The organism is Achromobacter arsenitoxydans SY8 (assembly GCF_000236785.1).
GTDB classification, from domain to species: Bacteria; Pseudomonadota; Gammaproteobacteria; order Burkholderiales; family Burkholderiaceae_B; genus Achromobacter; species Achromobacter arsenitoxydans.
On sequence record NZ_AGUF01000054.1, the window covers coordinates 1 to 25,883 of the forward strand.

Annotated in this window: 26 protein-coding genes; 16 read left to right on the forward strand and 10 right to left on the reverse strand. The window is 67.6% G+C overall.

The annotated features are described in order from the left end of the window. Window positions 1-2,117: autotransporter outer membrane beta-barrel domain-containing protein (locus tag KYC_RS15315; protein ID WP_043518596.1), on the forward strand; the 2,117-nt coding region annotated here is incomplete at its 5' end. A 58-nt stretch (window positions 2,118-2,175) separates the two neighbouring features. Here the strand turns inward: KYC_RS15315 and phnE (KYC_RS15320) are convergent. From phnE (KYC_RS15320) to KYC_RS15345, 6 genes are all read right to left on the reverse strand, one after another. Then, window positions 2,176-3,000 carry a phosphonate ABC transporter, permease protein PhnE gene (gene phnE, locus KYC_RS15320; RefSeq protein ID WP_043518597.1) on the reverse strand — a complete coding sequence of 275 codons (825 nt, stop codon included), beginning with the start codon at window positions 2,998-3,000 and terminating at the stop codon, window positions 2,176-2,178. Beyond that, window positions 2,997-3,881 carry a phosphonate ABC transporter, permease protein PhnE gene (gene phnE / locus KYC_RS15325; RefSeq protein ID WP_008163856.1) on the reverse strand — a complete coding sequence of 295 codons (885 nt, stop codon included), beginning with the start codon at window positions 3,879-3,881 and terminating at the stop codon, window positions 2,997-2,999. The genes phnE (KYC_RS15320) and phnE (KYC_RS15325) overlap by 4 nt, the downstream gene beginning before the upstream one ends. Continuing rightward, a complete protein-coding gene (gene phnC / locus KYC_RS15330) occupies window positions 3,881-4,651 on the reverse strand; it encodes a phosphonate ABC transporter ATP-binding protein (RefSeq protein ID WP_008163858.1) in 771 nt (256 codons plus the stop codon). The genes phnE (KYC_RS15325) and phnC overlap by 1 nt, the downstream gene beginning before the upstream one ends. Before the next feature lie 6 nt (window positions 4,652-4,657). Beyond that, entirely contained in the window at window positions 4,658-5,656 is a 999-nt protein-coding gene (gene phnD, locus KYC_RS15335; protein ID WP_008163859.1) for a phosphate/phosphite/phosphonate ABC transporter substrate-binding protein, read from the reverse strand. 146 nt (window positions 5,657-5,802) lie between these two features. Continuing rightward, the gene (locus KYC_RS15340) at window positions 5,803-6,615 is read right to left on the reverse strand and encodes an IclR family transcriptional regulator (RefSeq protein WP_008163862.1); all 813 of its coding nucleotides are present in this window, start codon (window positions 6,613-6,615) and stop codon (window positions 5,803-5,805) included. Window positions 6,616-6,628: 13 nt separating this feature from the next. Continuing rightward, window positions 6,629-7,447 carry an HAD-IIB family hydrolase gene (locus tag KYC_RS15345; RefSeq protein ID WP_008163864.1) on the reverse strand — a complete coding sequence of 273 codons (819 nt, stop codon included), beginning with the start codon at window positions 7,445-7,447 and terminating at the stop codon, window positions 6,629-6,631. Between the two features lie 149 nt (window positions 7,448-7,596). On the opposite strand from KYC_RS15345, the gene ribBA reads away from it, so the two are divergent. The 6 genes from ribBA to KYC_RS15375 all read left to right on the forward strand — a co-directional run bounded on the left by ribBA (window position 7,597) and on the right by KYC_RS15375 (window position 12,048). Further along, a complete protein-coding gene (ribBA, locus tag KYC_RS15350; RefSeq protein WP_008163867.1) occupies window positions 7,597-8,772 on the forward strand; it encodes a bifunctional 3,4-dihydroxy-2-butanone-4-phosphate synthase/GTP cyclohydrolase II in 1,176 nt (391 codons plus the stop codon). A 10-nt stretch (window positions 8,773-8,782) separates the two neighbouring features. Beyond that, complete coding sequence (gene ribH / locus KYC_RS15355; protein WP_008163869.1) at window positions 8,783-9,307, forward strand: 6,7-dimethyl-8-ribityllumazine synthase; 525 nt, start codon at window positions 8,783-8,785, stop codon at window positions 9,305-9,307. Then, entirely contained in the window at window positions 9,276-9,779 is a 504-nt protein-coding gene (gene nusB / locus KYC_RS15360) for a transcription antitermination factor NusB (protein ID WP_008163872.1), read from the forward strand. Before ribH ends, nusB begins: the two co-directional genes overlap by 32 nt. Before the next feature lie 167 nt (window positions 9,780-9,946). Continuing rightward, on the forward strand, window positions 9,947-10,912 hold the full coding sequence (thiL, locus tag KYC_RS15365) for a thiamine-phosphate kinase (RefSeq protein ID WP_008163874.1): 966 nt from the start codon (window positions 9,947-9,949) through the stop codon (window positions 10,910-10,912). Between the two features lie 66 nt (window positions 10,913-10,978). Beyond that, a complete protein-coding gene (locus KYC_RS15370; protein WP_043518608.1) occupies window positions 10,979-11,485 on the forward strand; it encodes a phosphatidylglycerophosphatase A family protein in 507 nt (168 codons plus the stop codon). Continuing rightward, complete coding sequence (locus KYC_RS15375) at window positions 11,482-12,048, forward strand: CinA family protein (protein WP_008163879.1); 567 nt, start codon at window positions 11,482-11,484, stop codon at window positions 12,046-12,048. The genes KYC_RS15370 and KYC_RS15375 overlap by 4 nt, the downstream gene beginning before the upstream one ends. A gap of 89 nt (window positions 12,049-12,137) precedes the next feature. Here the strand turns inward: KYC_RS15375 and pyrF are convergent, their stop codons facing one another. Genes pyrF through KYC_RS15390 form a run of 3 tightly spaced genes read right to left on the reverse strand, consistent with a single transcriptional unit; the run spans window position 12,138 to window position 14,730 of the window. After that, a complete protein-coding gene (gene pyrF, locus KYC_RS15380) occupies window positions 12,138-12,956 on the reverse strand; it encodes an orotidine-5'-phosphate decarboxylase (protein WP_008163880.1) in 819 nt (272 codons plus the stop codon). Between the two features lie 7 nt (window positions 12,957-12,963). Continuing rightward, window positions 12,964-14,283, reverse strand: a complete 1,320-nt coding sequence (locus tag KYC_RS15385; protein ID WP_008163882.1) for an NAD(P)/FAD-dependent oxidoreductase — start codon at window positions 14,281-14,283, stop codon at window positions 12,964-12,966. Between the two features lie 48 nt (window positions 14,284-14,331). Next, on the reverse strand, window positions 14,332-14,730 hold the full coding sequence (locus KYC_RS15390) for a diacylglycerol kinase (RefSeq protein ID WP_008163883.1): 399 nt from the start codon (window positions 14,728-14,730) through the stop codon (window positions 14,332-14,334). A 172-nt stretch (window positions 14,731-14,902) separates the two neighbouring features. Here KYC_RS15390 and KYC_RS15395 point away from each other — a divergent pair, with 172 nt between their 5' ends. The 9 genes from KYC_RS15395 (at window position 14,903) to KYC_RS15435 (ending at window position 24,753) form a co-directional block, all read left to right on the forward strand. After that, window positions 14,903-15,610 (forward strand): FadR/GntR family transcriptional regulator, encoded by a 708-nt coding sequence (locus tag KYC_RS15395; protein ID WP_008163885.1) that lies wholly within the window; start codon window positions 14,903-14,905, stop codon window positions 15,608-15,610. 151 nt (window positions 15,611-15,761) lie between these two features. Next, a complete protein-coding gene (locus KYC_RS15400) occupies window positions 15,762-16,736 on the forward strand; it encodes a sialic acid TRAP transporter substrate-binding protein SiaP (RefSeq protein ID WP_008163887.1) in 975 nt (324 codons plus the stop codon). Window positions 16,737-16,800: 64 nt separating this feature from the next. Continuing rightward, on the forward strand, window positions 16,801-17,427 hold the full coding sequence (locus tag KYC_RS15405) for a TRAP transporter small permease (protein ID WP_008163889.1): 627 nt from the start codon (window positions 16,801-16,803) through the stop codon (window positions 17,425-17,427). Window positions 17,428-17,478: 51 nt separating this feature from the next. Then, window positions 17,479-18,888 (forward strand): TRAP transporter large permease, encoded by a 1,410-nt coding sequence (locus tag KYC_RS15410; protein WP_008163891.1) that lies wholly within the window; start codon window positions 17,479-17,481, stop codon window positions 18,886-18,888. Between the two features lie 14 nt (window positions 18,889-18,902). Beyond that, on the forward strand, window positions 18,903-19,649 hold the full coding sequence (locus KYC_RS15415) for an SDR family oxidoreductase (RefSeq protein ID WP_008163893.1): 747 nt from the start codon (window positions 18,903-18,905) through the stop codon (window positions 19,647-19,649). A 33-nt stretch (window positions 19,650-19,682) separates the two neighbouring features. Continuing rightward, the gene (locus KYC_RS15420) at window positions 19,683-20,549 is read left to right on the forward strand and encodes a fumarylacetoacetate hydrolase family protein (protein ID WP_008163895.1); all 867 of its coding nucleotides are present in this window, start codon (window positions 19,683-19,685) and stop codon (window positions 20,547-20,549) included. A 31-nt stretch (window positions 20,550-20,580) separates the two neighbouring features. After that, the gene (locus KYC_RS15425) at window positions 20,581-22,116 is read left to right on the forward strand and encodes a UxaA family hydrolase (RefSeq protein ID WP_008163898.1); all 1,536 of its coding nucleotides are present in this window, start codon (window positions 20,581-20,583) and stop codon (window positions 22,114-22,116) included. Window positions 22,117-22,176: 60 nt separating this feature from the next. Then, window positions 22,177-23,697 carry a mannitol dehydrogenase family protein gene (locus tag KYC_RS15430; protein ID WP_008163899.1) on the forward strand — a complete coding sequence of 507 codons (1,521 nt, stop codon included), beginning with the start codon at window positions 22,177-22,179 and terminating at the stop codon, window positions 23,695-23,697. 9 nt (window positions 23,698-23,706) lie between these two features. Further along, the gene (locus KYC_RS15435; protein ID WP_008163901.1) at window positions 23,707-24,753 is read left to right on the forward strand and encodes an Ldh family oxidoreductase; all 1,047 of its coding nucleotides are present in this window, start codon (window positions 23,707-23,709) and stop codon (window positions 24,751-24,753) included. Here KYC_RS15435 and KYC_RS15440 read toward each other — a convergent pair. Beyond that, complete coding sequence (locus KYC_RS15440; protein WP_008163903.1) at window positions 24,750-25,694, reverse strand: YihY/virulence factor BrkB family protein; 945 nt, start codon at window positions 25,692-25,694, stop codon at window positions 24,750-24,752. The two genes, KYC_RS15435 and KYC_RS15440, sit on opposite strands and share 4 nt — an antisense overlap. Window positions 25,695-25,883 lie beyond the last annotated feature (189 nt).

Consider the following 25,883-nt stretch of genomic DNA (forward strand, 5'->3'; position numbering starts at 1 on the left):
CGCTGGTGCTGAGCAACGACAACCGCTACACCGGCGGCACCGTAATCGCCGGCGGCACCCTGGAGGTTTCGCGCGACGCGAACCTGGGCGATGCGGCGGGGGGGCTGACATTCCAGGGCGGCGCGCTGGCCGCGGCGGCCTCCTTCAATACGTCGCGCGCCATCACGCTGGCGCAGAGCGGCAGCTTTGACGTGGCGGCGGGCGCCACGCTGGGACTTGCCGGCACGGTGTCGGGCGGCGGCGACCTGATCAAGCGCGGCGCGGGCACGCTGCGGCTGGGAAATGCGGGCAACGCCTACGGCAACACCTGGATCCAGGCCGGCACGCTGGTCGGCTCGGCAAGTTCGATCCGGGGGAATGTCGTCAACGACGGCGCGCTGGTGTTCGAGCAGGCCGCCGATGGCGTGTTCGACGGCGCCATTTCCGGCGGCGGGGCGCTCGTCAAGGCTGGCTCCGGCACGCTGGGCCTGAGCGGAGACAGTTCGGGCTTTACCGGCAGCACCCTCATCCAGGGCGGCAGGCTGGCCACGAACGGCCGCCTGGGCGGTTCGATCAGCATCGGCGCGGGCGGGGTACTGGGCGGCTCGGGCACGGTCGGGTCCGGTGCGGGCTCGGCCATCACGGTTGCCGCGGGCGGCATCCTGTCGCCCGGCAATTCCATCGGCACGCTGACCGTCGACGGCGATCTGGTGGTCGAGCAGGGCGCGCGTTTTGCTGTCGAGACCAATCCCGCGGGCAGCGAGTCGGACCTGGTCCATGTCACGGGCAACGCGACGCTCAATGGCGGCGCCGTGGCGCATATCGGCGCCAGCGGCAACTATGATCCGCGCGCCAGCTACACCATCCTGGCGGCGGACGGCAGCTTGTCTGGCCGCTTCGACTCGGTCACGTCCGACTTCGCGTTCCTGACGCCGTCGCTGGCCTACGATTACGGCGCGCGCCGCGTATCGCTGATCCTGGCGCGCAACGAACGGACCATGGCCTCGGCTGCGGCCACGCGCAACCAGCGCGCGTCGGCGGGCGCCATCGACAGCCTTGGCCTTGCAAGCGGGCATGCGGTCTATGACGCGCTGGTCCAGATGCCGGACGACAGGGGCCTGCTGCAATCCAGCTTTGATCAGCTGTCGGGCGAAATCCACGCGTCCGCCAAGACGGTGCTGCTGCAGGACAGCCGCTATGTGCGCGACGCCATCGGCGCCCGCCTAGGGGCGGCGGCGGATAGCGTTGGCGCCGTGTCGGCGCCGGTCCTGACCGCGGCGGGCGACGGCGCGCGGCTGGCCGCCCCGAACACCCGGGGAGCCGCCGCCTGGCTGCAGGGCATGGGCTCCTGGAGTCATGTGGACGGCGACGGCAACGCCGCCCGGGTCCGCAGTTCGACCGGGGGCTTCCTGATGGGCGTGGATGCGCCGGTGTCCGAGGCCTGGCGCGTCGGCATGATGGCGGGCTACAGCCGCAGCGATTTCGACGTGCGCGACCGGGCGTCCTCGGGCGACAGCGACAACTACCACCTGGGCGCCTATGGCGGCGGCCAGTGGGGCGCGCTGGGCCTGCGCGGCGGCGCGGCCTATAGCTGGCACGACATCGCTACCCGCAGGTCGGTCTCCATGGCCGGCTTCTCGGATCGCCTGAAGGCCGGTTACGACGGCCGCACGGCGCAGGTGTTCGCGGACCTGAGCTACCGCATTGAAACGCCGTCCGTCGCGCTTGAACCGTACGCCAACCTGGCCTATGTCAATTTCAGGACGGACGGCTATACCGAAAGCGGCGGCGCGGCCGCGCTGCACGCAAAGGGCCAGACCAGCGAGACCACGTTCACGACGCTGGGAACGCGCGCCGCAACCCGCTTCGAACTGGGCGGCGCGCAAGCCTCGGCCCGGGGTTCGCTGGGCTGGCGCCACGCCTTCGGAGACGTCCGGCCGACGGCCACCCAGGCCTATTCGGCGGGCCCTTCCTTTACCGTGGCCGGCGCGCCCATCGCGAAGAACAGCGCGGTGATCGAGGCCGGGCTGGACATCCAGGTTTCGGGAAACGCCGCCGTCGGACTGTCGTATCAGGGGCAGCTCGCCAGTTCGGCCCAGGACCACGGGGTTCGGGCCAGCGTCAGCGTCCGCTTCTGAAAAAGAAAAGCCGCCCGTCGCCGGGCGGCCCAAGGGGAAAGCAGGTCGGCGCAGCGCGTCAGAGGATGCGCTTGCGGGCCTGGGTAATGATGATCTCCGCCAGCACGACCACGCCGAAGATGGCGGCCAGCACCAGCGCCACGCGGTCCCACTGGAACAGGTTCAGCGCCGTGTCCAGGGCCATGCCGATGCCGCCCGCGCCGACCAGCCCCAGCACGGCCGATTCTCGCACGTTGATGTCCCAGCGCAGCAGCACGATGGACCAGAACGCCGGGCGGATCTGCGGCCAGTAGGCATACCAGATCACCGAGGCCTTGCTGGCGCCGGTCGCGGTCACGGCCTCGATCGGGCCGCGCTGCGCTTCTTCGATGGCTTCGCCCACCAGCTTGCCGACGAAGCCGATGGAGCGGAACGCGATGGCCAGCGTGCCGGCCAGCGCCCCGGGGCCAAAGATGGCGATGAACAACAGGGCCCACACCAGCGAGTTGACCGACCGGCTGGATACCAGGATCAGCCGGGCCAGCATGTTGATCGTCTTGCTGGGCGTGAGGTTGTTGGCCGCCAGCAGGCCCACCGGCACGGCCATGATCACCGACAGGATGGTGCCCAGCGTGGCGATGTGCAGCGTTTCGATCAGCGCGTTGTGCACGCCGTCCGGGTAGTAGGCCCAGTCGATCGGCCACATGCGCCGGAACAGATCGGCCATCTGCTCGGGGGCGTCGTACAGAAACTCCGGTATGACCTCCACGCCGCGGATCGCCTGCACGATGGCGGCCACGACCAGCAGGTACAGCGCAAAGCGCAGCAGGCGCTGGCCCATGCTGTAGCGCTGCCAGACGCGCGGCTGGCCGGCGGGGTTCAAGGGGGAAACGTGGGCGTTCATTCGTCCACCTCCGCCTTGCGCGCCGCCGTCGGCTTGCTGGTGCCCACGCCGCGCGCGCCGGCGAAGCGGCTCTGCAGGATGCGGTCGAAGCCCAGGTTGTCCAGGAACACCGCCCGCACGAAGCCGGCCAGGATTTCACCCAGCATGATGATGGCGATCAGGGTCAGCAGGATGGCGCTGACGAAGTCGTAATCGAAGCGCTGGAAGGCCGAGAACAGGGTGCCGCCCACGCCGCCCGCGCCCACGATCCCCACCATGGTGGAGTTGCGCAGGTTCGAGTCGAACTGGTAGGTGGCGAAGCCGATGAAGCGGGCAAACACCTGCGGCAGCACGCCGAACACGATGACGTTGGCGAACGACGCGCCGGTGGCGCGCACCGCTTCCACCTGCTTGAGCGAGATCTCCTCGATGGCCTCGGTGAAGAGCTTGCCGATGAAGCCGATGGACGCGACGGTCAGCGCCAGGATGCCGGCCAGCGCGCCAAAGCCCACGGCCTTGACGAACAGGATGGCGACGATGACCGGGTGCAGCGCGCGGCACAGCGCGACCAGCGAGCGCGCGGGCCAGGAGATCCACGCGGGCATCAGGTTGCGCGCGCCGAGCAGGCCGACGGGCAGGGCCAGGATAATGCCCAGCACCGACGCCAGGACCGCGATTTCCAGGCTTTCCGCGATGCCCTTCCACAAGGTGGCGGGCTTCTCGAAGTTGGGCGGGAACATGCGCGCAAGAAACGTCGACGCGTGTCCCATGCCGGATTCGAAGCGCGTCCAGCTGAAGTCGAGCTGCGCGCCGGCATACAGGGTGTAGAGCACCAGCAGCAGCACGCCGGCCTTGGCGCGCCCCGACATGGCGAAGGGGCGATGGGCGCCCCGCGGTTGCATCATTCCAGCCAAGACTCGCCTCCGTAGATGGTCTTGAGCATGGTCGCGTCCAGGCCCTGGCCGTCGCCGTCATACACCACGTGGCCGCCCGACATGCCGACGATGCGCGTGGCGTAGCGGCGGGCCAGTTCGACGTCGTGGATGTTGACGATAACGGGGATGCCGGTGGCGCTGCCCTGCGCGGACAGCAGCTCCATGATCTCGACGGAGGTCTTGGGATCCAGCGAGGACGTGGGCTCGTCGGCCAGCAGCAGTTGGGGGCGCTGCATCAGCGCGCGGGCGATGCCCACGCGCTGGCGCTGGCCGCCCGACAGCGCGTCGGCGCGCTGGTCGGCGAACCCGGCCAGGCCGACGGTGTCCAGCAGCTTGTAGGCGTGCTCGATGTCCTCGGGTTCGAAGCGGCGCATCCACGCCTTCACGGCCGAGGTATAGCCCAGCCGTCCGGTCAGCAGGTTTTCCATCACGGTCAGGCGTTCGACCAGGTTGTATTCCTGGAACACCATGCCGATGCGGCGGCGCGCGCGGCGCAGCGACGCGCCGCGCACGTGCGCCAGGTCCACGGAACCGTCCTGAGACTGCAGCACGATCTCACCCTTGGTGGGTTCGATCAACCGGTTGATGCAGCGCAGGAGCGTGCTTTTCCCGGTGCCCGAAGGACCGATGATGGCGGTGAGCCCCTGCCCGGCGATCTGCAGGTCGATGCCGTTGAGTACCGGCCGGCCGGCCCGGTATTCCTTGACCAGGCCGGAAATGCGTAGCGACGTCGTCATGCTGGATTACTTCTTGCTCTTGGCGGATTCGCGGTCGTAGGCGGCGCGGTTGAAGCTTTCGCCGCCGGATTCGGCGACCTGGCGGACGATGGCCCAGTCCTTCTGGTAGGTCACCGGATAGAAGCGGTCGGCGCCGTCGAAGGCCTTGGACATTTCCGCGGGGAAGCGGTAGTCGTAGAAGCACTTGAGCATCTGGTCGCGGAATTTCGGCTCCAGGTCGTGCGCGTAGGCGAACGACGAGGTCGGGAATTTCTCGCTGGTGTAGATCACGCGGAAGTCGGCTTCCTTGACCTGGCCGCGTTCGACCATGCGCTTGAACACGTCGGACGCCACGGCGGCAGCGTCGTAGTCGCCGGAGTTCACGCCCATGACGGACTGGTCGTGCTTGCCCGAGAAGATGACCTTGTAGTCCTTGTCGGGCGTCAGGCCTTCCTTGGGGAACAGCGCCACGGGCGCCATGTGGCCGGAGTTGGACGAGGGCGCGGTGTGCGCGAGCTTCTTGCCCTTCAGGTCAGTCAGCTTCTGGTAGGGGCTGTCTTTCTTGACGATGACGATCAGGTTGTAGCCCTGGAAGCCGTCGGCGTAGCCCTTGACCGCGAACGGCACGGCGCCGGCGATGTTCACGGCGAAGGCGGTGGGCCCCGTCGAGAAGCCGCCCACGTGCAGGCGGCCCGAGCGCATGGCTTCGATTTCGGCCGCGTTGCTCTGCACCTGGTAGAACACCACGCGCTTGCCCGTGCATTCGGACAGGTGCTTGGTGAAGGGCTTGAAGATGTCTTCATAGACCGCCGGATCTTCCACCGGGGTGTAGGTGAACACCAGCGTGGACGGCGTCTTGAGCTTGGACGCGTCGGTCGGCGTGTCGGCGACCAGGTCCTTGTTCGAGTCGCAGTACATCTGGTCGAGATCGCCGCGGTTGGAGCAGGTGTCGGCGGCCTGGGCGGCGGATGCTCCGAAAGCGAAGGCGGCCAGCGTGGCCGCTTGCAAAAGACGCAAGGCTTGCATCGTGTGTCTCCTGTTGTAGGTATGAATTGAATCTTTGCTGAATTCAAACACACAACTAGGGACGGCACACCTGGGAAAGTCCCTGCCTTTGTTTTCGTCTTTTGTTCGCTTTGTTCGCTTTATTTTCGTTTTTGCGCGAAGTGCGTTCAGCCCCGGAAGCCCAGCTTATGGGAGATTTCCTGTGCGCAGGCCAGCAGCGGACGCGCGATCGCGCCGTCCCAGGACACGTCGAACAGCCCGGTCGGGCCCAGGCTGGTCAGCGCAAGCACGATGCCGCCCGTGTTGTCGAACACGGGCACCGACAGCGCGTCGACGCCAGGCAGCGGATTGCCCAGCGCGCGCGCCATGCCGTGTACGCGGATGTCGGCAAGCTGCGCCTCGATGTTGGCGCGCGACGCCTTGCGCGGCGGCGGCACGCTGGCGATGACGGCCGTGTCGCCTTCCTCGCGCGCAATGTAGTGCTCGCTGACCTTGGGCGGCAGCCAGGCGGCAAACACCAGCCCCGTGGCGGTATGCAGCATGGACATCACCGTGCCCTTGCGCATGTTCACGTGGACCGGGTAGCTGGCTTCGGTCATGTGGATCATGGTGGGGCCGTGCGAGCCCAGCACCGCGATGCCCAGCGTGTGGCCGATTTCCGACTGCAGCTTGGCGATCTCGGGCATGGCGATGCGCACCGGGTCCAGGCGCTGCAGGCTTACCAGGCCCATCTGCAGGGCGAAGGGGCCCAGCTCGTATTGGCCGGTGGCGGCGTCCTGCTGCACCAGCCCCACGCGGATGAAGCTGACCAGGTAGGGGTGCGCCTTGGCGGACGTCATGCCCGCGCCGGCCGCCAGGTCGCGCAGGGTCAGGGGCTTGCCGGCGTCGACCAGCGCAGCCAGCAGCGGCACGCCCACCTCGATGGACTGGATGCTGCGGCGGCCGTCGTTGGCGGGCGCAGCGGTCTTGGAAGTAGCCACGTTGGGTAGGACCTCAGGCCGTCTGGACTTGGGATGCCTGGCGGGCGGCGAGCAGGCGGTCGACCATTTCGACGAAGCCGGCGCCGCCATGGAAGGCGGCCACGAACGCGGGGCGGTGCGTCAGGCGATGCAGTTGCGCCTGGATGTTGGCCACGCCGACCGAGATCGGGAAGTAGGCGAACATCGGCTCGTCATTGGGCGAGTCGCCGATGAAGAGCGTGCTGTCCAGGGCCGTTGCCACGTCCGCGCCGAATTCGCGCTGGAACATGGTGCGGGTCATCGTGAGCTTGTCGTAGTCGCCGAACCAGCCGTTGACGTGGATGGAACTGACCTTGGCCTGCGCGCCGGCGTCCTGGAAGATCTGGACGATGCGGCTGATCGCCTCGTCGGGCAGGGCGGGCACGTCCTCGCAGAAGTCGATGGCCAGGTCGGCCACGCGGTAGTCCTGGTCGCTGGCGACGGCGCTGCCCGGCACCTCGGCCAGCACGCGGTCGCGGATGGCGTCCAGGCGTTTGCGGCTTTCCTGGCGCGACGCCGCGTCGGTCCAGTAATGTGTGGTCATGCGGCGGGCCTGACGGTCGTAGGCGTAGTAGAAAGCGCCGTTCTCGCCGACCACGGCGCGCACCGGCCACATGCGGGCGATGTGGTCGCACCAGCCGGCCGGGCGGCCGGTGATCGGCACGACCTGGATGCCAGCCTGTTCCAGGCGTTCCAGCGCCGCGTATGCGTCCGCCGGCAGGCGTCCGTCGGTGGTCAGCGTGTCGTCGATGTCGGTCAGGACGACGCGGACGGCCGCGGCGACGTTCAAAGGCATGGCCGCAAGGGCTTGCATGAGGTTTTTCCTTGGTTTTCTAAGGGGGATCTCCGGGCGAAAGTTTAACCGGATGCCCTCTTTCGGACGGGGCCGTCGGGGGCCAATAGGGGTTCCGCCTCCAGGGGCGCTAAAATCCGGGCTTTCCCGCCTGGTTTACGTGTCACGCCATGTCCGTCCAGTTGTCCTCCTTGCCCGGCTCCGAGCCGGAATCCTTCGGCATCGCTTCGGTTGCCGAGATCATCGCCGAGCTGCGCGCCGGCCGTATCGTCATCCTGGTTGACGAAGAAGACCGCGAAAACGAGGGCGACCTCGTCATGGCCGCCGAATTCGTCACGCCCGACGCCATCAACTTCATGGTCACCCACGGCCGCGGCCTGGTGTGCCTGACCCTGACCGAGGAACGCTGCCGCCAGCTTGAGCTGCCCATGATGGCCGCCCGCAACGGCACGCGCTACGGCACCAATTTCACGCAGTCCATCGAAGCCGCCGAAGGCGTCGAGACCGGCATTTCGGCCGCCGACCGCGCCCGCACCATCCAGGTGGCGGTGGCGCGCGACGCCAAGCCGTCCGACCTGGTCCAGCCCGGCCACATCTTCCCCGTGCGCGCCGTGCCCGGCGGCGTGCTGGTGCGCGCCGGCCACACCGAGGCCGGCTGCGACCTGACGGCCATGGCCGGCCTGACGCCCGCCGCCGTCATCTGCGAAATCCTCAAGCCCGACGGCACCATGGCTCGTCTGCCCGACCTGGTGGAATTCGCCCGCCAGCACGGCCTGAAGATCGGCACCATCGCCGACCTGATCCAATACCGCAGCGAACACGAATCCATCGTCAAGCGCGTGGGCAAGCGTTCCATGCAGACAGCCTGGGGCACCTTCGAGGCCGTCGCCTACGAAGACGCCGCCACCGGCTCCGCCCATTTGGCGCTGGTGCATGGTAATGTGACTCCCGACGCCGAGACGCTGGTGCGCGTGCACGAGCCGGCGTCCGTGCTGGACGTGCTGGATACCGGCGCCAGTCCGCACAGCTGGGGCGTGGCCCAGGCGCTGCAGGCCATTGCCGCCGCCCCGGCCGGCGTGCTCGTGCTGATGAACTGCCAGTCTTCCACGGAACACCTGTTTGGCCAGATTGCCGGTTGGAACGACCCGAAGGCCCAGTCCAATCCCGCCAACGCCGACCGTTTCGGCCTGCGCACCTACGGGATCGGCGCCCAGATTCTGCGCGACCTGAACGTGGGCCAGATGAAGCTGCTGGCCCGGCCGCGCAAGATGCCCAGCATGGCGGGCTTTTCGCTCACCATTACGGGTTACGATTGCGACCCGCTGAATACTCCCGCAACACACTGAAGGCCGACACATGAACCCTTACATCCTTACCCCCGACCTGAACGGCGAAGGGCTGCACATCGGCATCGTACGCGCCCGCTTCAATGAAGAGATCGGCCAGGCCGAACTCGAAGCGTGCCTGAAGGAATTGGCCGAACTCGGCGTGGACGAGCGCGACGTGATGGTCGCCACCGTCCCCGGCGCGCTGGAACTGGGCGTCGCCCTGTCCCACATGGCCGAAACGTTTGAATTCGACGCACTGATCGCGCTGGGCGCGGTCATCCGCGGCGAAACCTATCACTTTGAAGTGGTCAGCAATGAAATGGCCACGGCAATCACCCGCATCTCCCTCGAAACCGGCATCCCCGTCGCGAACGGCGTGCTGACCGTCGACACCGACGAGCAGGCGCAAGCCCGCGCCGCCGGCAAGGGCCGCGACTGCGCCCAGGTGGCCGTCGAAATGGCCAATCTGGTGGCGGCGCTGGAACCCGAGGAAGAAGACGAAGACGACGAGGACGAAGATTTTGACGACGAAGAAGACGACGACCAGCGCTGATAGCGCGGCGCAGGCCCGCGCCAACGCGCGCAGCGCGCGCCGCCGTGCGCGCGAATTCGCGCTGCAGGGCGTGTACGCGTGGCTGCTGCGCGGCGGCGAAGGCACGCAGGACGCCGGCGAGATCGACGCCCATCTGCGCGACACCGAGGATTTCTCCGAGGCCGATTCGCAGTGGTTCAAGACCTTGCTGCATGGCGTGCTGCGCGAAGCGCCCACCCTGCGCGAACGTTTCACGCCCTACGTCGACCGCCCGCTGGCCGAGCTGTCGCCCGTTGAACACGGCATCCTGCTGATCGGCAGCTTCGAACTGATCCATCACGTCGAAGTGCCGTACAAGGTCGCCATCAACGAGGCCGTCGAACTGGCCAAGTCGTTTGGCGGCACCGACGGCTTCAAGTTCGTCAACGGCGTGCTCGACAAGCTGGCCGCCGACGTGCGCGCGCACGAAGTCCAGGCTGCAGCTAAAAGGTAGGCCCCCCCGAGGCGCCGCGCGCCTCCCCCAGGGGGGGCGCCTCTGCGGACCGGCGGAGCCGGCTCCGCGCGGCCTGGATCGGGGAGGGCGTCTTGAATTGTGACGCCCGAACTCTTTTGGGGCGTCTTGTTTTGGTGCCGGCTGCTTCGCCGGACTGCGGAGTTGCCTTGGCGTCCGAATTCGACCTTATCGCGCGCTATTTCACCCGGGCGGCGCCTGACGGCCTGCTGGGCGTGGGCGACGACTGCGCCCTGTTTCCCGTTCCGGCGGGCGAACAGGTGGCCACCAGCACGGACCTGCTGCTGGAAGGCCGACATTTCTTTCCCGACGTCGATCCGAAAGCCCTGGGGCACAAGGCCCTGGCGGTCAATCTGTCCGACCTGGCGGCCATGGGCGCTCGCCCGATCGGCTGCGTGCTCGGGCTGGCGCTGCCGCGGCTGGACGAGCCCTGGCTGGCGGCCTTCGCCGAAGGCTTCCACGCGCTGGCCGCGGCCCACGGCTGTCCGTTGATTGGCGGCGACACCACCCGCAGCGCGCATGATCTGGCGATCAGCGTGACCGTGTTCGGCGCGGTCCCGGCCGGCCAGGCGCTGCGCCGCGACGGCGCGCAGGCCGGCGACGACGTTTGGGTGTCCGGCGATCTGGGCGCGGCCGACGTGGCCTACCGCCTGCTGGACGGGCAGTATCCCGCCAATGCGCCGCTGCTGGCCGCCACCCGCGCCGCGCTGGAATGGCCGCAGCCGCAGGTGGCCCTGGGTCTGGCGCTGCGCGGCATCGCCAACGCGGCGATCGACCTGTCCGACGGCCTGTTGCAGGACCTGGGCCACATCCTGGCGGCAAGCCGGGCCGGAGCCCGCCTGCAGTTCGCAGACCTGCCTGCGGCGCCCGCCCTGGCGGGCCTGGACGCCGCGCCATTGCGCCGCGCCCTGCTGGGCGGCGGCGATGTCTACCAACTATGCTTCACCGCGCCGGCTGCCCGGCGCGACGCCGTGGTGTCGGCCGCTGCGGCAGCCGGTGCGCGCGTGACCCGCGTGGGTGAAATCCTGCCGCAGGCTGGCCTGTCCGTCCTGGACGCGCAGGGCCGGCCGTTGGCGGACCTGCCTGCCGGTTTCGATCACTTTCCCGCGGCCTGATCCGCGGTGTCCCGTCGTTTGCTGATTCAACGCCCCATGTCCTCCACCGACAAGCAGTCCACTTCCATGCGCGATCGTTCCCGGGCCGCGTACCCCGCGCTGTCCTGGGTTTGCCGGGATCCGGGCCGCCTGATCGCCTTCGGATTCGGCAGCGGCCTTATCCGGCCGGCGTCGGGCACCTGGGGCACGCTCCTTGCGTGGGCGATCTGGGTGGCCGCGGCGCCCGCGGCCACCGACCTGGCCATCGGCGTGTTCCTGGCGCTGGCTTTCCTGTATGGGTGCTGGGCCTGCCATCGCGTCGGCCGCGAACTCCGGCAGTCGGATCATGTCGGAATGGTCTGGGACGAGATGGTGGCGTTCTGGCTGGTGCTGTGGCTGACGCCGGCCGGCTGGATGGCGCAGGCGCTGGCGTTCGTGCTGTTCCGCACGTTCGACATCGTCAAGCCGCCGCCCATCAAGTTCTTCGACGCCCACGTCAAGGGCGGCTTTGGAGTCATGTGGGACGATATCGTGGCGGCCGGCTATGCCTTGCTGGTGATGGCGCTGGTGGCCCGCACAGGAGTCTTGGGATGAACGATCAGCATGAAGGCGCGCGGACCAACCTGACGGCCGCGCAATTGTCGGAAGCGACCATCCTCGGCCTGTCCGAGCGGCTGGGCGATGTGCTGCGGCGCCAGGGATGGATGCTGGGCACCGCGGAATCCTGCACGGGCGGCCTGCTGGCGGGTGCGGTCACCGCCGTGGCGGGGTCCAGCGAATGGTTCGAGCGCGGCTTCGTCACCTACAGCAACGACGCCAAAGTGACCGAGCTGGAGGTGTCGCCCGACACCCTGCATCACTTCGGCGCGGTCAGCGAACCCGTGGCGCTTGAAATGGCCAACGGCGTGCTGCTGGCGGTGCCCGGCGCGCACGTGGCCATGTCGACCACCGGCATCGCCGGCCCCGGCGGCGCCACCCCGGGCAAGCCCGTGGGCATGGTGTGCTTCGGCTTTGCCAAGCGGGTGGGCGACGGCATCAGCAGCCGCGCGGTGACGCACGTGTTTCCCGGCGATCGCGCGCAGGTGCGCCAGGCCTCGGTGGAATTCGCGCTGCGCGCCGTGCTGGAATTCGTGGGGGCGCCGATCAACCGGCGCTGAAACCCGGCGCTGAAGTATCGGCGCCAAATAAAAAGCCGCCGCGCCGTGCGATTGCACACGGCGCGGCGGCTTTTTTTGCGGAGCGCGGATCAGCGCACGGCGTTGATCGCGTCGCGCAGGCCCTTGGCCGCGGTGGCGGCGGCCTGGCGCCAGTCGTCGCCGCCGCTGGCGTAGATGATGGCGCGCGACGAATTGATCATCATGCCGCTGCGCGCGGCGTTGGCGCCCGCGTTCACGGTGGCGGTGATGTCGCCGCCCTGGGCGCCGATGCCCGGCACCAGCAGGGGCAGGGCGTCGCCGATGCGCTGGCGGACGGCCGCCAGTTCATTCGGGAAGGTGGCGCCCACCACCAGGCCGCATTGGCCGTTGGCGTTCCATTTGTCGGCCACCAGACCCGCGACGTGCAAGTACAGGGGCTCGCCGTTGTCCATCTTCAGGAATTGCAGGTCCGAGCCGCCGGGGTTGGACGTGCGGCACAGGACGATCACGCCGCGGTCGCGCCACGCCAGGTAGGGCTCGACCGAGTCCAGGCCCATGTAGGGGCTGACGGTCAGGGCGTGCGCCTGGTAGCGCTCGTAGGCTTCGCGGGCGTAGTTTTCGGCCGTGGAGCCGATGTCGCCGCGCTTGGCGTCCAGCACGATGGGCAGGTCCGGGTGCTTGTCGCGGATGTGCTGGCACAGCGCTTCCAGCTGGTCTTCGGCCCGGTGTGCGGCGAAGTACGCGATCTGCGGCTTGAAGCTGCAGGCGTAGGGCGCGGTGGCGTCGACGATGTCGCGGCAGAACTGGAAGATGGCGTCCGGCTTGTCCTGCAATTCGCGGGGGAAGCGCTGCGGATCGGGGTCCAGCCCGACTTGCAGGAGCGAGTTGCTGGTGGTCCAGGCGTGTTCGAGTTTTTGCAGGAAATTCATGGGGAGTTCAGTGCAGTTTGACCCGCGGGCGAGTGCGCCGCATGAGCAGGCGGGCCAGGGCAAGGGAGGCGGTACGCGAGGCGCCCAGCACCGCTCGGTGGTGCATCAGGTGCAGGCTCATGTACATCAAGCGCGCCAGTGTACCGCTTACGAACAGTCCCCGTCCGGCCAGCTTGCCCATCAGGCTGCCGACGCCGGCGTCCTGGCCCAGCGAAACCAGGGAACCGTGGTCCTGGTAGACGTAGGGCGCGGTGGGTTCGGGCGCGTGGCGCAGGCGGGCCGTGAGCTTCTTGGCCAGGTAGTCCGCCTGCTGGTGCGCGGCCTGGGCCCGGGCCGGCACGGTGCGGCCGTCGCGCCAAGGCGCCGCGCAGCAGTCGCCCAGGGCCAGGATGTGCGGATCGGGGGTTTCCAGCCGTTCGTTGAGTTCAAGCTGGCCCAGCTTGTTCAGGGGCAGGTCCAGGTCGGCCAGCAGGGCCGGACCCTTGATGCCGGCCGCCCACATGCAGAGCTGGGCCGGAAATTCGCGGCCGTCGGCGGTGCGCACGGTATTGCCGGTGACTTCGGACACGCGGCATGAGGTTTCCACGCGGATGCCCAGTTCGGTCAGACGGTTGGTCGCGGCGATCGAGATTTTTTCCGGCAGCGCCGACAGGATGCGCGGCGCGCCTTCGACCAGCGTGATGGCCAGGTCGCGTTCAGCGCGGAAATTCGGCAGGCCGTAGGCGCTGACGACGTGGCTGGCTTCGGTCAGCTCCACCGCCAGTTCGACGCCGGTGGCGCCGCCGCCCACGATCACCAGGTCCAGGCGGGCGGAGGGATCGCGCACCTTGGCCAGGTCCACCTGCGCCATGGCCTTGAGCATGGTCAGGCGGAACTGTTCGGCGTTTTCGGTGGTGTCCAGCGTCACCGCATGTTCCGCGGCGCCCGGGGTGTTGAAGAAATTCGAGGTGCTGCCCAGCGCCAGCACCAGTGTGTCGTACGCCAGTTCGCGGCGCGGCAGGACTTCCTGGCCCTGCGCGTCGTTGACTGCGCCCACCGTGATCAGGCGGCGTTCGCGGTCGACGCTTTCAAGCCAGCCCTGCGCGAACGTAAAACCGTCCATGTGGGCCAGCATTAGGTAGGAAAGGCCTTCCTGGTGGATATCCAGCGTGCCCGCGGCCGCTTCGTGCAGCGAAGGCTTCCAGATGTGGAAGGGGCGGCTGTCCACCAGGGTGATGTGCTGGCGGCCGTGGATGCGACCCAGTTTGGCGGCCAGTTCCAGGCCGCCCGCGCCACCGCCGACGATGACGATGCGCTCAGAGGGTGCTGACGTCGATTTAGGCATCATGGCTCCCAGTATAAATAGCGTCGCATCCCCGATAGGATGCGACCCGTGTCAATGCATGACGAAACGGCTGATGGCCACCCCCACCCAGACCGCTCCGGCGAAAATCAGCAGCAGCATTACGGCCGCGCTGCCCAGGTCCTTGGCCCGGCCCAGGAGCGGGTGGCGCTCGACCGACAGCGCGTCGGCCAATGCCTCGATGGCGGAATTCAGCAGTTCCGCCGCCAGCACCATGATCACCACGCCCACCAGGAAAAAGACCTCGACCGTCGTCCGGCCCAGGAAGAACGCCGCCGGGATCATCAGGACCGCCAGCGCCAATTCCTGGCGGAACGCCGCCTCGTATTTGACGGCCGCCTTCAGGCCCTGCCAGGAATAGCGCAGCGCATTCAGGACGCGGCGCGCGCCGCCAGTGCTTTTGAAGGGCGAGTGTTGCGGATCGTGGGTCATGGAATCGGAAGAAAGCCGGGTGTGGCGGCTTTTTAACAGATAAGGGTTGCCCGCGTGACACGTCGCGAGCCTTTGGGCAAACCCTAATTGTGACCCAACGGAAGCAGGCGCAGGATTCTGGTCAATTGGTAAGGCCACTTTACCTTTTTGCCCTTTCATCCAGCTGTATTCCATGCCGATTCAGACCATCGAGCCCCGCCGCTTGTACCGCCAGATCGCCGACCAGCTGCGTTTGCTGATCGAGGCAGGCGAGTTCCCGGCCGGCGCGCGCCTGCCGCCCGAACGCGATCTGGCCCTGAAACTGGGCGTGTCGCGCCCGTCGGTGCGCGAAGCGCTGATCGCGCTTGAAGTCGAAGGCTGGGTCGAAGTCCGCATGGGTTCGGGCGTCTACGTGCGGAGCCTGGCCGGTGCGCCCAGCGCCAGCCTGACCGCCGAAAGCCCGCTGGAAACCATCCGCGCGCGCCGCACCATCGAAGGCGAACTGGCCGCGCAGGCCGCGCTCAATCCGGCGCCCGCGCTGGTGGAAGGCCTGCGCGAGGCCGTGAACGCCATGGAAGACGAGGCGCGCGCCGGCAGCGTGCCCATCCGCGGCGACCGCCTGTTCCACCTGCGCGTGGCGGAAATGGCCAACAACGCTGTGCTGGTGCGCGTGGTGGGCGAATTGTTCGACGAACGCCACAACCCGCTGTCGGTGAAGCTGGGCGACTACTTCGAGAACCCGGACAGCTGGGCCGTCGCCATTACCGAGCACCGCCGCGTCATAGACGCCATCGCCGCCGGCGACGAGCAAGGCGCGCGGGCGGCCATGCATGAACATCTTTCCTGCTCGTACGACCGCCTGACGGCCAGTTGGCCCGGCGCGGCCGAGGCATTGCGCTAGATAGCAGACACCCGGCGGCGCGCTGGCGCCGGCGGATCGCAGTCGCAGTATGAAGGTGCAGCTCAGTAGGTGAAATCCATATGTAAAACATGACGCGGTCCGGCCAAGGATTCCATCCGCCGCGCCCGCCACCTCAAAGAGAGGAGACAACATGAAGCCAGGCAACGCTATCAAAGTGCTGTTTGCCGCCGTCGCGCTAGCCGTCAGCGGCTCCGCGCTGGCCCAGACCAAACTGAAATGGGCGCACGTGTACGAAACTTCCGAGCCCTTCCATACCTCGTCGGTGTGGGCGGCCCAGGAAATCGAAAAGCGCACCAACGGCCGCTATCACATTGATGTCTATCCCGCCTCTCAGCTGGGCAAGGAAAACGATATCAACCAGGGCCTGACCCTGGGCACGGTGGACATGATCATTTCCGGATCCAGCTTCGCCGCCAAGACCTTTCCGCGCATCGGCGTCACCTACTATCCCTACACCTTCCGCAGCCCCGAGCACCTGATCGCCTACACCAAGAGCGACATCTACAAGGAACTCACCAGCGGCTACGACGAAAAGAGCGGCAACCACATCGTCGCAACCACCTATTACGGCACGCGGCAGACGACGTCCAACCGTCCGTTCAACAAGTGCAGCGAAATGAAGGGCCTGAAGATTCGCGTCCCCGACGTGGCCGCGTATCTGGCAATGCCGCGCGCCTGTGGCGCCAACACGGCGCCCATCGCCTTCGCCGAGGTCTACCTGGCCCTGCAGAACGGCACGGTGGAAGCGCAGGAAAATCCGCTGACCACCATCGAGGCCAAGAAGTTCTACGAAGTGCAGAAGAACATCATCCTCACGGGCCACATCGTCGATCACCTGAATACGGTCATTTCCGGAAAGCTCTGGAAGAGCCTGTCCGCCGAGGACAGGAAGATCTTCTCCGAAGTGGCGCAGCAGGCCGCCGAAAAGGCGTCGGCGGAAGTGGCCGCTTCCGAAAAGAAGATGGTCGAGGTCTTCAAGAAGCGCGGCCTGACGGTGGCCGAGGTCAATATCGACGACTTCCGCAACACCGTGCTGGAGAAAGTGCCGTTCAAGCAGTACGGCTACGAAAAGTCGGATTGGGAAAAGATCCAGGCGGTGAAGTAGGCCGCCAGGCGGGCCGCCACGGCGGCCCGCCAGTCATCACCCGAATCCGGACGAGGGGAACTCCATGCATTCCAACGCGAAGGCCGCGCCGATGGCGGCCGCCAGCCCTGCGCCGCCGCAACCGCCCGGTTCGCACCAGGCCGCTTCGGTGGACGAGATCGTCCAGAGCTTTGAAGAGGCCGATCACCATGAGGTCAGCCTGGCCGGCTACCAGCCGGAAGACTGGATCTGCCTGGCCATGTTCTGGACGATGGCGCTGCTGGTCTTCCTGCAGTTTTTCTCCCGCTATGTGCTGAACGATTCCTACGCCTGGACCGAAGAGCTGGCGGTGTATTGCCTGATCGGGGTGGTGTTCCTGGGCTCGGCCATGTGCGTGCGCGCCTGTCGCCACATCCAGGTGGACTTCCTGTACCGCTACCTACCCAGGCCGGCCGGCCGCGCGCTGTCCACGCTGATCGACATCCTGCGCACCGCCTTCTTCGGCTATGCCGTGTGGCTGACCTACCGCTACATCGTGCTGGTGGGCGACGAACCCATGACCACGCTGTTCTGGAACAAGGCCTATGTGTACTGGGTGGCGTTGGCGGGCTTCGCCATGATGTTCCTGCGGTCGCTGCAGGTGTCCGTGCGCAACTGGCGGCAGGGATATTCGATCCTGGAAAACCCCGCGGCCTACGAGTCGCCGGACTGAGCCGCGAGCCGCTGCACCCAAGAAACCGCAGTGCATTACCTGGAGCGATGCATGGGCATACTCATTGGAACCTTTCTGCTGTTGATGATCATGGGGCTGCCGGTGGCGGTCTCCATGGCCGGCGCCTCCCTGCTGTTCATCCTGGTTTCTGGCAGCGTGCCGGACGTGGTGATCGCGCAGCGCATGATCGCGGGCGTCGAATCCTTTCCGCTTCTGGCCGTGCCGTTCTTCATCCTGGCGGGCAACCTGATGAACATCGCCGGCATCACGGGCCGCATCTACAACTTCGCGGTCGCGCTGGTGGGGTGGATGCGCGGCGGGCTTGGGCAGGTGAACATCGTCGGGTCGGTGGTGTTCGCCGGCATGTCCGGCACCGCCATCGCCGACGCGGCGGGCCTGGGCACCATCGAGATCAAGGCCATGAAGGATCACGGCTACCAGACCGAGTTCGCGGTGGGTGTGACTGCCGCGTCGGCCACGCTGGGCCCCATCATTCCGCCGTCGCTGCCTTTCGTCATCTACGGCATGATGGCCAATGTGTCGATCGGGTCGCTGTTCCTGGCCGGACTCATTCCGGGGCTCGTGCTGACCATCCTGATGATGTTCACGGTGGCCTATTACGCGCGCCGCAACAACTGGGGCGGCGACGTCGCCTTCAACTGGAAGCGGCTGGCCGGCGCGGGCCTGGAAGTGCTGATCGTGCTGTCGTTCCCGCTGGCCATCTGGCTGATGACGCTGGCGGGCGTTTCGCCCAACCTGGCCACGGGCATCGCCTTCGCCGCCTTGCTGCTCCTGGACTGGAAGTTCAATTTCTCGGCCGTCATGGCGCTGATGGCGCCCGTGATCCTGATCGGCGGCATGACGCTGGGCTGGTTTACGCCCACCGAGGCCGCGGTGGCCGCCGTGCTCTGGGCGCTGTTCCTGGGCCTGGTGCGGTATCGCTCCATGACGTTGCGGACCCTGGCCAAGGCCTCGTTCGACACCATCGAGACCACGGCGTCCGTGCTGTTCATCGTGACGGCGGCCTCGGTGTTCGCCTGGCTGCTCACCACGACACAGGCCGCGCAGGCCCTGACCGACGCCATCCTGAGCGTGACGCAGAACAAGTGGGTGTTCCTGCTGATGGCCAACGTGCTGATCCTGATCGTGGGCTGCTTCATCGACACCATCGCCGCCATCACCATCCTGGTCCCCATTCTTCTGCCAATCGTGCTGAAGCTGGGCATCGACCCCATCCACTTCGGCCTGATCATGACCCTGAACCTGATGATCGGCCTGCTGCATCCGCCGATGGGGATGGTGCTGTTCGTGCTGGCGCGGGTGTCCAAGCTGTCCGTCGAGCGCACCACGATGGCCATCCTGCCGTGGCTGGTGCCGCTGTTCGCGGCGCTGATCGCCATTACCTACATCCCCCAGATCACTCTGTGGCTGCCCACCGCGATGGGCATGGCCGGCAAATAAAAGGAAGCAAGCTCATGTCTGGAAGACTGCAAGGCAAGACCGCCATCGTCACCGCAGCGGGGCAGGGCATCGGCCGCGCCGTGGCCCTGGCCTACGCGCATGAGGGGGCAGACGTGCTGGCCGTGGACCTGAACGGCACCGCGCTGGAAACCTTGTCCGGCTGCCGCACGCAAGTGCTGGATGTGACCGACGCGCGCGCCGTGCGTGCGCTGGCGCAGGACGCCGGCGCGGTCGACGTGCTGTTCAATGGCGCGGGCTTCGTGCATGCGGGCACCATCCTGGATTGCGACGAAGATGCCTGGGATTTTTCGTTCAACCTGAATGTGCGGTCCATGTACCTGCTGATCCGGGCCTGCCTGCCGGCCATGCTGGCGCGCGGCTCGGGCTCCATCGTCAACATGGCCTCGGTGGCGGGCAGCATCAAGGGGGCGCCCAACCGCTGCGCCTACGGCGCCACCAAAGCCGCGGTGATCGGCCTGACCAAGGCCGTGGCCGCGGACTACGTCGCTCAGGGCATCCGTTGCAACGCGATCTGCCCCGGCACCGTCGAATCGCCGTCGCTGCGCCAGCGCATCGACGCGCAGGCGCAGGCCAGCGGCCAGCCGGTGGCGGCGGTGGAAGCGGCGTTCACGGCGCGCCAGCCCATGGGCCGCATCGGCCGCGCCGAAGAGATCGCCGCGCTGGCGGTATATCTTGCCAGCGACGAATCCGCCTTCACCACCGGCACCGCCCAGGTGATCGACGGCGGCTGGTCCAATTGAATTCCCATTTACCGCAGCAACAAGGAACCTGCTATGAAACTGATGCGCCATGGCGCCAAAGGCGCTGAAAAGCCCGCCCTCATTGATGCCCAGGGCCAGGTCCGCGACCTGTCCTCGGTGGTCTCCGACATCACGGCCGACACGCTGAGTCCCGCCGGACTGGCGGCGCTGCGTGCGCTGGATCCGTCGTCCCTGCCGCTGGTCGCGCAGCCGGGACGCATGGCGCCGCCCTGGAGCGGCATGGGCAAGTTCATCTGCATCGGCCTGAACTACGCGGACCACGCCGCCGAATCAGGCTTGCCGGTGCCGGCCGAACCGGTCATCTTCATGAAGACCACGTCGGCCGTGGTGGGCTGCAACGATCCGGTCGTGCTGCCGCAGGATTCGGTTAAGACCGACTGGGAAGTCGAGCTGGGCGTGGTCATCGGCCAAAAGGCGCGCTACGTCAGCGAGGCCGACGCGATGAAGCACGTGGCGGGATACTGCGTGGTGAACGACGTGTCCGAGCGTGAATACCAGATCGAACGCGGCGGCACCTGGGACAAGGGCAAGGGCTGCGACACCTTCGGCCCGGTCGGCCCGTGGCTGGCCACGGCGGACGAGATTCCCGATCCGCAGGATCTGGAAATGTGGCTGGAAGTGAACGGCAAGCGCTATCAGAACGGCAGCACGCGCACCATGGTGTTCGGCGTGGCGCAACTGGTGGCCTACGTCAGCCGTTTCATGACGCTGTACCCGGGCGACCTGATCAGCACGGGCACACCGCCCGGCGTGGGCATGGGGCAGAAGCCGGCGCCCGTCTACCTGAAGGCGGGCGACGAGATGAAGCTGGGCATCGCCGGCCTGGGCGAACAGCGCCAGCGCGTGCATGCCTGGGATCCGGCCTTGATAGACGGCTGATCGAACATCCCCCTTGCTCTCCGGAGTTTTCATGTCCCAGACCGATACGGCAGTCATACGCATCCACCCGGCGGACAACGTGGTGATCGCCAGGCGGCAGCTCGTCAGCGGCACGCGCCTGGACAGCGAGGGGGTGACGGTTGCGGGCCTGGTGCCGCCCGGCCACAAGGTGGCCGTGCGCGCCATCGCGGCGGGCGAGCCGGTGCGGCGCTACAACCAGATCATTGGCGTGGCGCGGCAGGCCATCGCGCCGGGCCAGCACGTTCACACGCACAATCTGGAGTTCTCGGACTTCGAGCGCGACTATGCGATCGGGCAGGGTGCGCAGGCCACGGACTATGTGGCGGCGCCGGCCCTGTTCGATGGCATCGTGCGCGCCGACGGCCGTGTCGCCACCCGCAACTACATCGGCATCCTGACCAGCGTGAACTGTTCGGCCACGGTGGCGCGCGCCATCGCGGACCATTTCCGGCGCGACATCCGGCCCGAGGCGCTGGCCTCCTGTCCGAACGTCGACGGCGTGGTGGCGCTGACGCACGGCGCGGGCTGCGCCACCGGCAGCGACGGCGAGCCGCTGCGCGTGCTGCGCCGCACGCTGGGCGGCTATGCGCGGCATCCGAACTTTGGCGGCCTGATGGTGGTGGGCCTGGGCTGCGAAACCAACCAGATCGGCGGCCTGATGGAACAGGAGCACCTGCGCGAAAGCGGCATGCTGCACACCTTCAACATCCAGGACACCGGCGGCACGCGCAAGACCGTGACGCGCGGCATCGAGCTGGTGGAGCGCATGCTGGACCAGGCCAACCGCGTCCAGCGCCAGGCCGTCCCGGCCAGCCATTTGACCGTGGGGCTGCAATGCGGCGGATCCGACGGCTATTCCGGCATCAGCGCCAATCCGGCGCTGGGCGCGGCGGTGGATCTGCTGGTGCGCCACGGCGGCACGGCCATCCTGTCCGAGACGCCCGAGATCTACGGCGGCGAACACCTGCTGACGCGCCGTGCCGAAACGCCCGCCGTGGCGGCCAAGCTGCTGGCGCGCGTGCGATGGTGGGAGGAGTATTGCGCCCGCAACGACGCCGAGATGGACAACAATCCCTCGGCCGGCAACAAGGCGGGCGGCCTGACGACCATCCTGGAAAAGTCGCTCGGGGCGATCGCCAAGAGCGGCACGACCAATCTCACCGATGTCTACGAATATGCCGAGCCGGTGCATACGCGTGGCTTGGTGTTCATGGATACCCCGGGCTACGACCCGGTGTCCGCCACCGGCCAGGTGGCAGGGGGCGCCAACCTGATCTGCTTCACCACGGGCCGCGGGTCCGCCTATGGCTGCGCGCCGGCGCCGTCGCTGAAGCTGTCCACCAACACCGCGCTGTGGCAGCGCCAGTCCGACGATATCGACATCAATTGCGGCGAAGTCGTTGACGGCGCGCAAAGCGTGGCGCAGATGGGAGAGCGCATTTTCCAGCTGATGCTGCAGACCGCGTCGGGCCGGCGCACCCGCAGCGAGACGCACGGCTACGGGCAAAACGAGTTCGTTCCCTGGCAACTTGGCGCGGTGATGTAGCGAGACGGCACGGGGCATGCTATACCCTGGCGTTGCCCCCATATCTGGCGTTGCTCATCCATGCTTGAACGTTTGAATACGGAGTCGTTGCCGCGTCTGCCCGCAGACGTGGAAAAGCCCAGCTACGACCGCAGCCGGCTGACGCCAGGCATCGTGCACCTGGGGCTGGGCGCCTTTCACCGCGCCCATCAGGCGGTCGTGACCGATCAGGCCATGCAGGCCAGCGGCGACCTCAGCTGGGGCATCCTGGGCGTGTCGCTGCGCCGCCCCGCCACCCGCGACGCCCTGACCCCGCAAGACGGCCTGTACACGCTGGCCGTGCGCGACGCCGGCCCCGACGGCCAGGAACGCGAACAGCTGCGCGTCGTGGGATCGGTCTTGCGGGTAATGGTGGCCGACGAAGACCCCAACGCGGTGCTGGAACGCATTGCGTATCCGCAGACCCGCATCGTCAGCCTGACCGTCACGGAAAAAGGCTACAGCCACGAACCGGCCACAGGCCACCTGTGCTGGGACGACCCCGACATCCTGCACGACCTGGAAAACCCGCTGCGTCCGCGCAGCACCATCGGCATCCTGGTCCATGGCCTGGCGCTGCGCCGCGAACGCGGCCTGCCGCCGGTCACGCTGCTGTCCTGCGACAACCTGCGCGGCAACGGAGACATCCTGCGCAGCCTGGTGCTAGCCTTCGCCTTGCGGGTCGACGTGACCCTGACCGACTGGATCGACCGCCATTGCACCTTCCCGAATTCCATGGTGGACCGCATCGTGCCCGTCACGCAGGATCACGACCGGCAGCGGATCGCCGGCCGGCTCGGCGTGGAAGACGCCTGGCCGGTGCTGGGCGAGCCCTACCTGAACTGGGTCATCGAGGATAAGTTCGCCGCGGGCCGCCCCGCCTGGGATGCCCTGGGCGGCGCCACTTTCGTGCGCAACGCGGCGCCCTATGAACGCCTGAAATTGCGCATGGTCAGCGGGCCGCATTCCGCGCTGGCCTACCTGGGCGCGACGCTGGGCCTGCAGACCATGGCCGAAGCCGTGAACACCCCGGTCCTGCGCGCCTACGTCGAAGCCATGATGCGCGAAGAGATCGCGCCGACGCTGCGCGGCATCCCCGACGCGGGACTGGAGGAATACCGCCGGCGCTTTCTGGAGCGCATCTCCAATCCGGCGCTGCCGCATCCGCTGAAGCAGATCGCCATGGACGGGTCGCAGAAGCTGCCCCAGCGCCTGCTGGACACGATCCGCGAGCGCCTGCGCGCCGGTCAGGATATCCAGCGGCTGACCCTGGCGGTGGCGGCCTGGCTGCACTACCTGCGCGGCGAGAACGAGCAGGGCGGCCGCCACGACATCCACGATCCGATCGCCGCGCGGCTGGCCAAGCTGCTGTCGCGCGCCGAGGTCGCCGCGCGCGCCGCATCGCCTGCGCAGGCGGCGCAACGGCGGGCGACGGTGCTGGCCAGGTTCAAGCCGGTGTTCGGCAACCTGGGCGATTCCACCGAGTTCGTCTCCAGCCTCACCACGCACCTGGAAGCGCTGCGCGAGCTGGGCGTGATCCGCGCCGTGCAGGCGGCCATCTAGGAATCGGGCATGGATGCCAGCCGGGTCGATGCCGCCGAATGGGAACGCTGGGGCGCGGATTGCCTGCTGGCTCAGGACTTCCCCGACGAAGACGCGCGCTGTCTGGCGCGCAGCCTGGCCCAGACCAGCCTGTGGGGCATTGATTCGCATGGCATCGCACGCCTGCCCCACTATCTGAACCGCGTGGCGCACGGCTCCATCCTCGCCCGGCCGCAGATCGGCATCAAGCACACCGGCCCGGCGACGGCCCAGGTGCATGGCGGGCAAGGGCAGGGCATCGTGGTGGCCCATAAGGCCAATGCACTGGCGATCGAACTGGCCGGCGCCGCGGGCGTGTCGGCGGTGGGCGTCAGCGACTCCTCGCACTGCGGCGCGATCGGCCTGTATAGCCGGGCGGCTGCCCGGCAGGGCTACATCGGTATCGCCTTCACGCATTCGGACTCCATCGCCGCGCCCTTTGGCGGGCGCGAGCCCTTCTTCGGCACGAACCCCATCTCGCTGGCCTTTCCGTGCGCGGACGCCGATCCGCTCTGCCTGGACATGGCCACGACGGCCATCCCCTGGAACCGCGTCATGAACGCCCGCCGCGACGGCGTGGCGCTGCCGCCGGGCGTGGCGCTGGATGCGCAAGGCCAGGATTGCACCGACGCGCAAGCCGCGCGCGCCCTACGCCCGCTGGGCGGTGAAGAATACGGCTACAAGGGTTACGGGCTGGCGATGATGGTCGAGCTGCTTTGTGGACCGCTGAACGGCAATCCGTTCGGACCGCACATCTCGTCCATGTATGAAGCGCTGGACCGCCCGCGCGAACTGGGCGCCTTCTTCATCGTCATCGACCCCGCGCGGTTCGCCGGCGGCGCGGCGCTGGCCGCGGTGGTGGCCGGGATGGCGCGGGAACTATCGCAGGCGCCCGGATCGCCGCGCATGCCGGGTGGTCCCGAGGCCGCGGCGCAGGCCGAACGCCTGCAGCACGGACTGCCGGTGCCGCCGGCCTTGTGGGCCGAGATGCAGGACTGGAGCGGCCGGCTGGGCGTGGCGCTGCCGCGCACGCGTTAGGCGTCGGAACCGGGCGTGGGATTCGCGGGGCCGGCGGCTTGCGGCTCGGCCGCGCGCGGCCTTTCCGCCTTGCCGAAACGCAGCGCGAATTGCCGCGTAAACACCGCCCCAAAGAAGAAGATCTGCGCGGAGTAGTAGATCCACAGCAGCAGCGCGATCAGCGACCCTGCGGCGCCGTAGGCCGAGACGGCCGCGCCCCGGCTCAGGTACACGCCGATACCCCACTTGCCCAGCAAGAACAGCGCGGCGGTCACGATCGCGCCGGGGATGACGTCCGGCCACGAGATCTTCGCGCTGGGCAACAGCTTGTAGATCACAGCGAACAGCGCCGCCACGACCGAGAAAGAAAACAGATTGGATATCCACTCAGCCACCAGCGCGAAAGTCGAACTGGTCCACAGATCGCCATAGATGCCGCGCGCGGCCGCAAGCCCCGCGTTGACCGTCAGGGAAATCAGCAGGAACAGCGCCAGCACCAGCACCAGGCCGAACGACAGCATGCGGCTGTGCACCATGCCATGCAGGCCGCTCTTCTGCTTGCCCGACACCTCCCACAGGTCGTCCAGGCTGGCCTTCAGTTCCGCGAAGGCAGTGGTTGCGCTGAAGATCAGCACGAAGATGGAAATCAGCGCGGCAATCCAGCCGCCGCCCGATTCGTGGGCGCTGGCCAGCACGGTCTGGATCACCTCTGCGCCGCGCTCGCCGATCAGGTCGCGCAGCTGCGAGACCAATTCCGAGCGCACGGCGTCTTCGCCAAAGAACGCGCCCGCCACGGCGATCACCAGCAGCAGCATCGGCGCCAGCGAAAACACCATGTACAGCGCCAGCGCCGCTCCCTTGCTGGAGGCGCGATGGCTGGACCACTGCTTGGCCGAGTCCATCAGCAGTCCGCCGATCTCGGAGGGCCGCAGCATACGCAGCAGGGTCTTGGGCAATCGCATGGGGCAGGGCTCCGTCTGGGGAGCCTTCATTGTAGGGACGCATGCCGGCCGGCGAAACCGCAGATTGTTGGCAAACGTGTGCCCGCGCGGGGAATGGCGCGCGCCTGAAACAACAGGCAAAGAAAAACCCCCGGGGCGAAGGACCGGGGGTTTCTCGGATACTGCATTCCCCGGCCGGAGCCGGGGAGG

Excerpts from the sequence above, each read along its gene's own strand:
- phnE (WP_043518597.1), bottom strand. The coding sequence starts at position 3,000 with ATGAACGCCCACGTTTCCCCCTTGAACCCCGCCGGCCAGCCGCGCGTC.
- phnE (WP_008163856.1), bottom strand. The coding sequence starts at position 3,881 with ATGCAACCGCGGGGCGCCCATCGCCCCTTCGCCATGTCGGGGCGCGCC.
- phnC (WP_008163858.1), bottom strand. The coding sequence starts at position 4,651 with ATGACGACGTCGCTACGCATTTCCGGCCTGGTCAAGGAATACCGGGCC.
- phnD (WP_008163859.1), bottom strand. The coding sequence starts at position 5,656 with ATGCAAGCCTTGCGTCTTTTGCAAGCGGCCACGCTGGCCGCCTTCGCT.
- KYC_RS15345 (WP_008163864.1), bottom strand. The coding sequence starts at position 7,447 with ATGCAAGCCCTTGCGGCCATGCCTTTGAACGTCGCCGCGGCCGTCCGC.
- ribBA (WP_008163867.1), top strand. The coding sequence starts at position 7,597 with ATGTCCGTCCAGTTGTCCTCCTTGCCCGGCTCCGAGCCGGAATCCTTC.
- ribH (WP_008163869.1), top strand. The coding sequence starts at position 8,783 with ATGAACCCTTACATCCTTACCCCCGACCTGAACGGCGAAGGGCTGCAC.
- KYC_RS15370 (WP_043518608.1), top strand. The coding sequence starts at position 10,979 with ATGCGCGATCGTTCCCGGGCCGCGTACCCCGCGCTGTCCTGGGTTTGC.
- KYC_RS15375 (WP_008163879.1), top strand. The coding sequence starts at position 11,482 with ATGAACGATCAGCATGAAGGCGCGCGGACCAACCTGACGGCCGCGCAA.
- pyrF (WP_008163880.1), bottom strand. The coding sequence starts at position 12,956 with ATGAATTTCCTGCAAAAACTCGAACACGCCTGGACCACCAGCAACTCG.
- KYC_RS15385 (WP_008163882.1), bottom strand. The coding sequence starts at position 14,283 with ATGATGCCTAAATCGACGTCAGCACCCTCTGAGCGCATCGTCATCGTC.
- KYC_RS15390 (WP_008163883.1), bottom strand. The coding sequence starts at position 14,730 with ATGACCCACGATCCGCAACACTCGCCCTTCAAAAGCACTGGCGGCGCG.
- KYC_RS15395 (WP_008163885.1), top strand. The coding sequence starts at position 14,903 with ATGCCGATTCAGACCATCGAGCCCCGCCGCTTGTACCGCCAGATCGCC.
- KYC_RS15400 (WP_008163887.1), top strand. The coding sequence starts at position 15,762 with ATGAAGCCAGGCAACGCTATCAAAGTGCTGTTTGCCGCCGTCGCGCTA.
- KYC_RS15405 (WP_008163889.1), top strand. The coding sequence starts at position 16,801 with ATGCATTCCAACGCGAAGGCCGCGCCGATGGCGGCCGCCAGCCCTGCG.
- KYC_RS15410 (WP_008163891.1), top strand. The coding sequence starts at position 17,479 with ATGGGCATACTCATTGGAACCTTTCTGCTGTTGATGATCATGGGGCTG.
- KYC_RS15415 (WP_008163893.1), top strand. The coding sequence starts at position 18,903 with ATGTCTGGAAGACTGCAAGGCAAGACCGCCATCGTCACCGCAGCGGGG.
- KYC_RS15420 (WP_008163895.1), top strand. The coding sequence starts at position 19,683 with ATGAAACTGATGCGCCATGGCGCCAAAGGCGCTGAAAAGCCCGCCCTC.
- KYC_RS15425 (WP_008163898.1), top strand. The coding sequence starts at position 20,581 with ATGTCCCAGACCGATACGGCAGTCATACGCATCCACCCGGCGGACAAC.
- KYC_RS15430 (WP_008163899.1), top strand. The coding sequence starts at position 22,177 with ATGCTTGAACGTTTGAATACGGAGTCGTTGCCGCGTCTGCCCGCAGAC.
- KYC_RS15435 (WP_008163901.1), top strand. The coding sequence starts at position 23,707 with ATGGATGCCAGCCGGGTCGATGCCGCCGAATGGGAACGCTGGGGCGCG.
- KYC_RS15440 (WP_008163903.1), bottom strand. The coding sequence starts at position 25,694 with ATGCGATTGCCCAAGACCCTGCTGCGTATGCTGCGGCCCTCCGAGATC.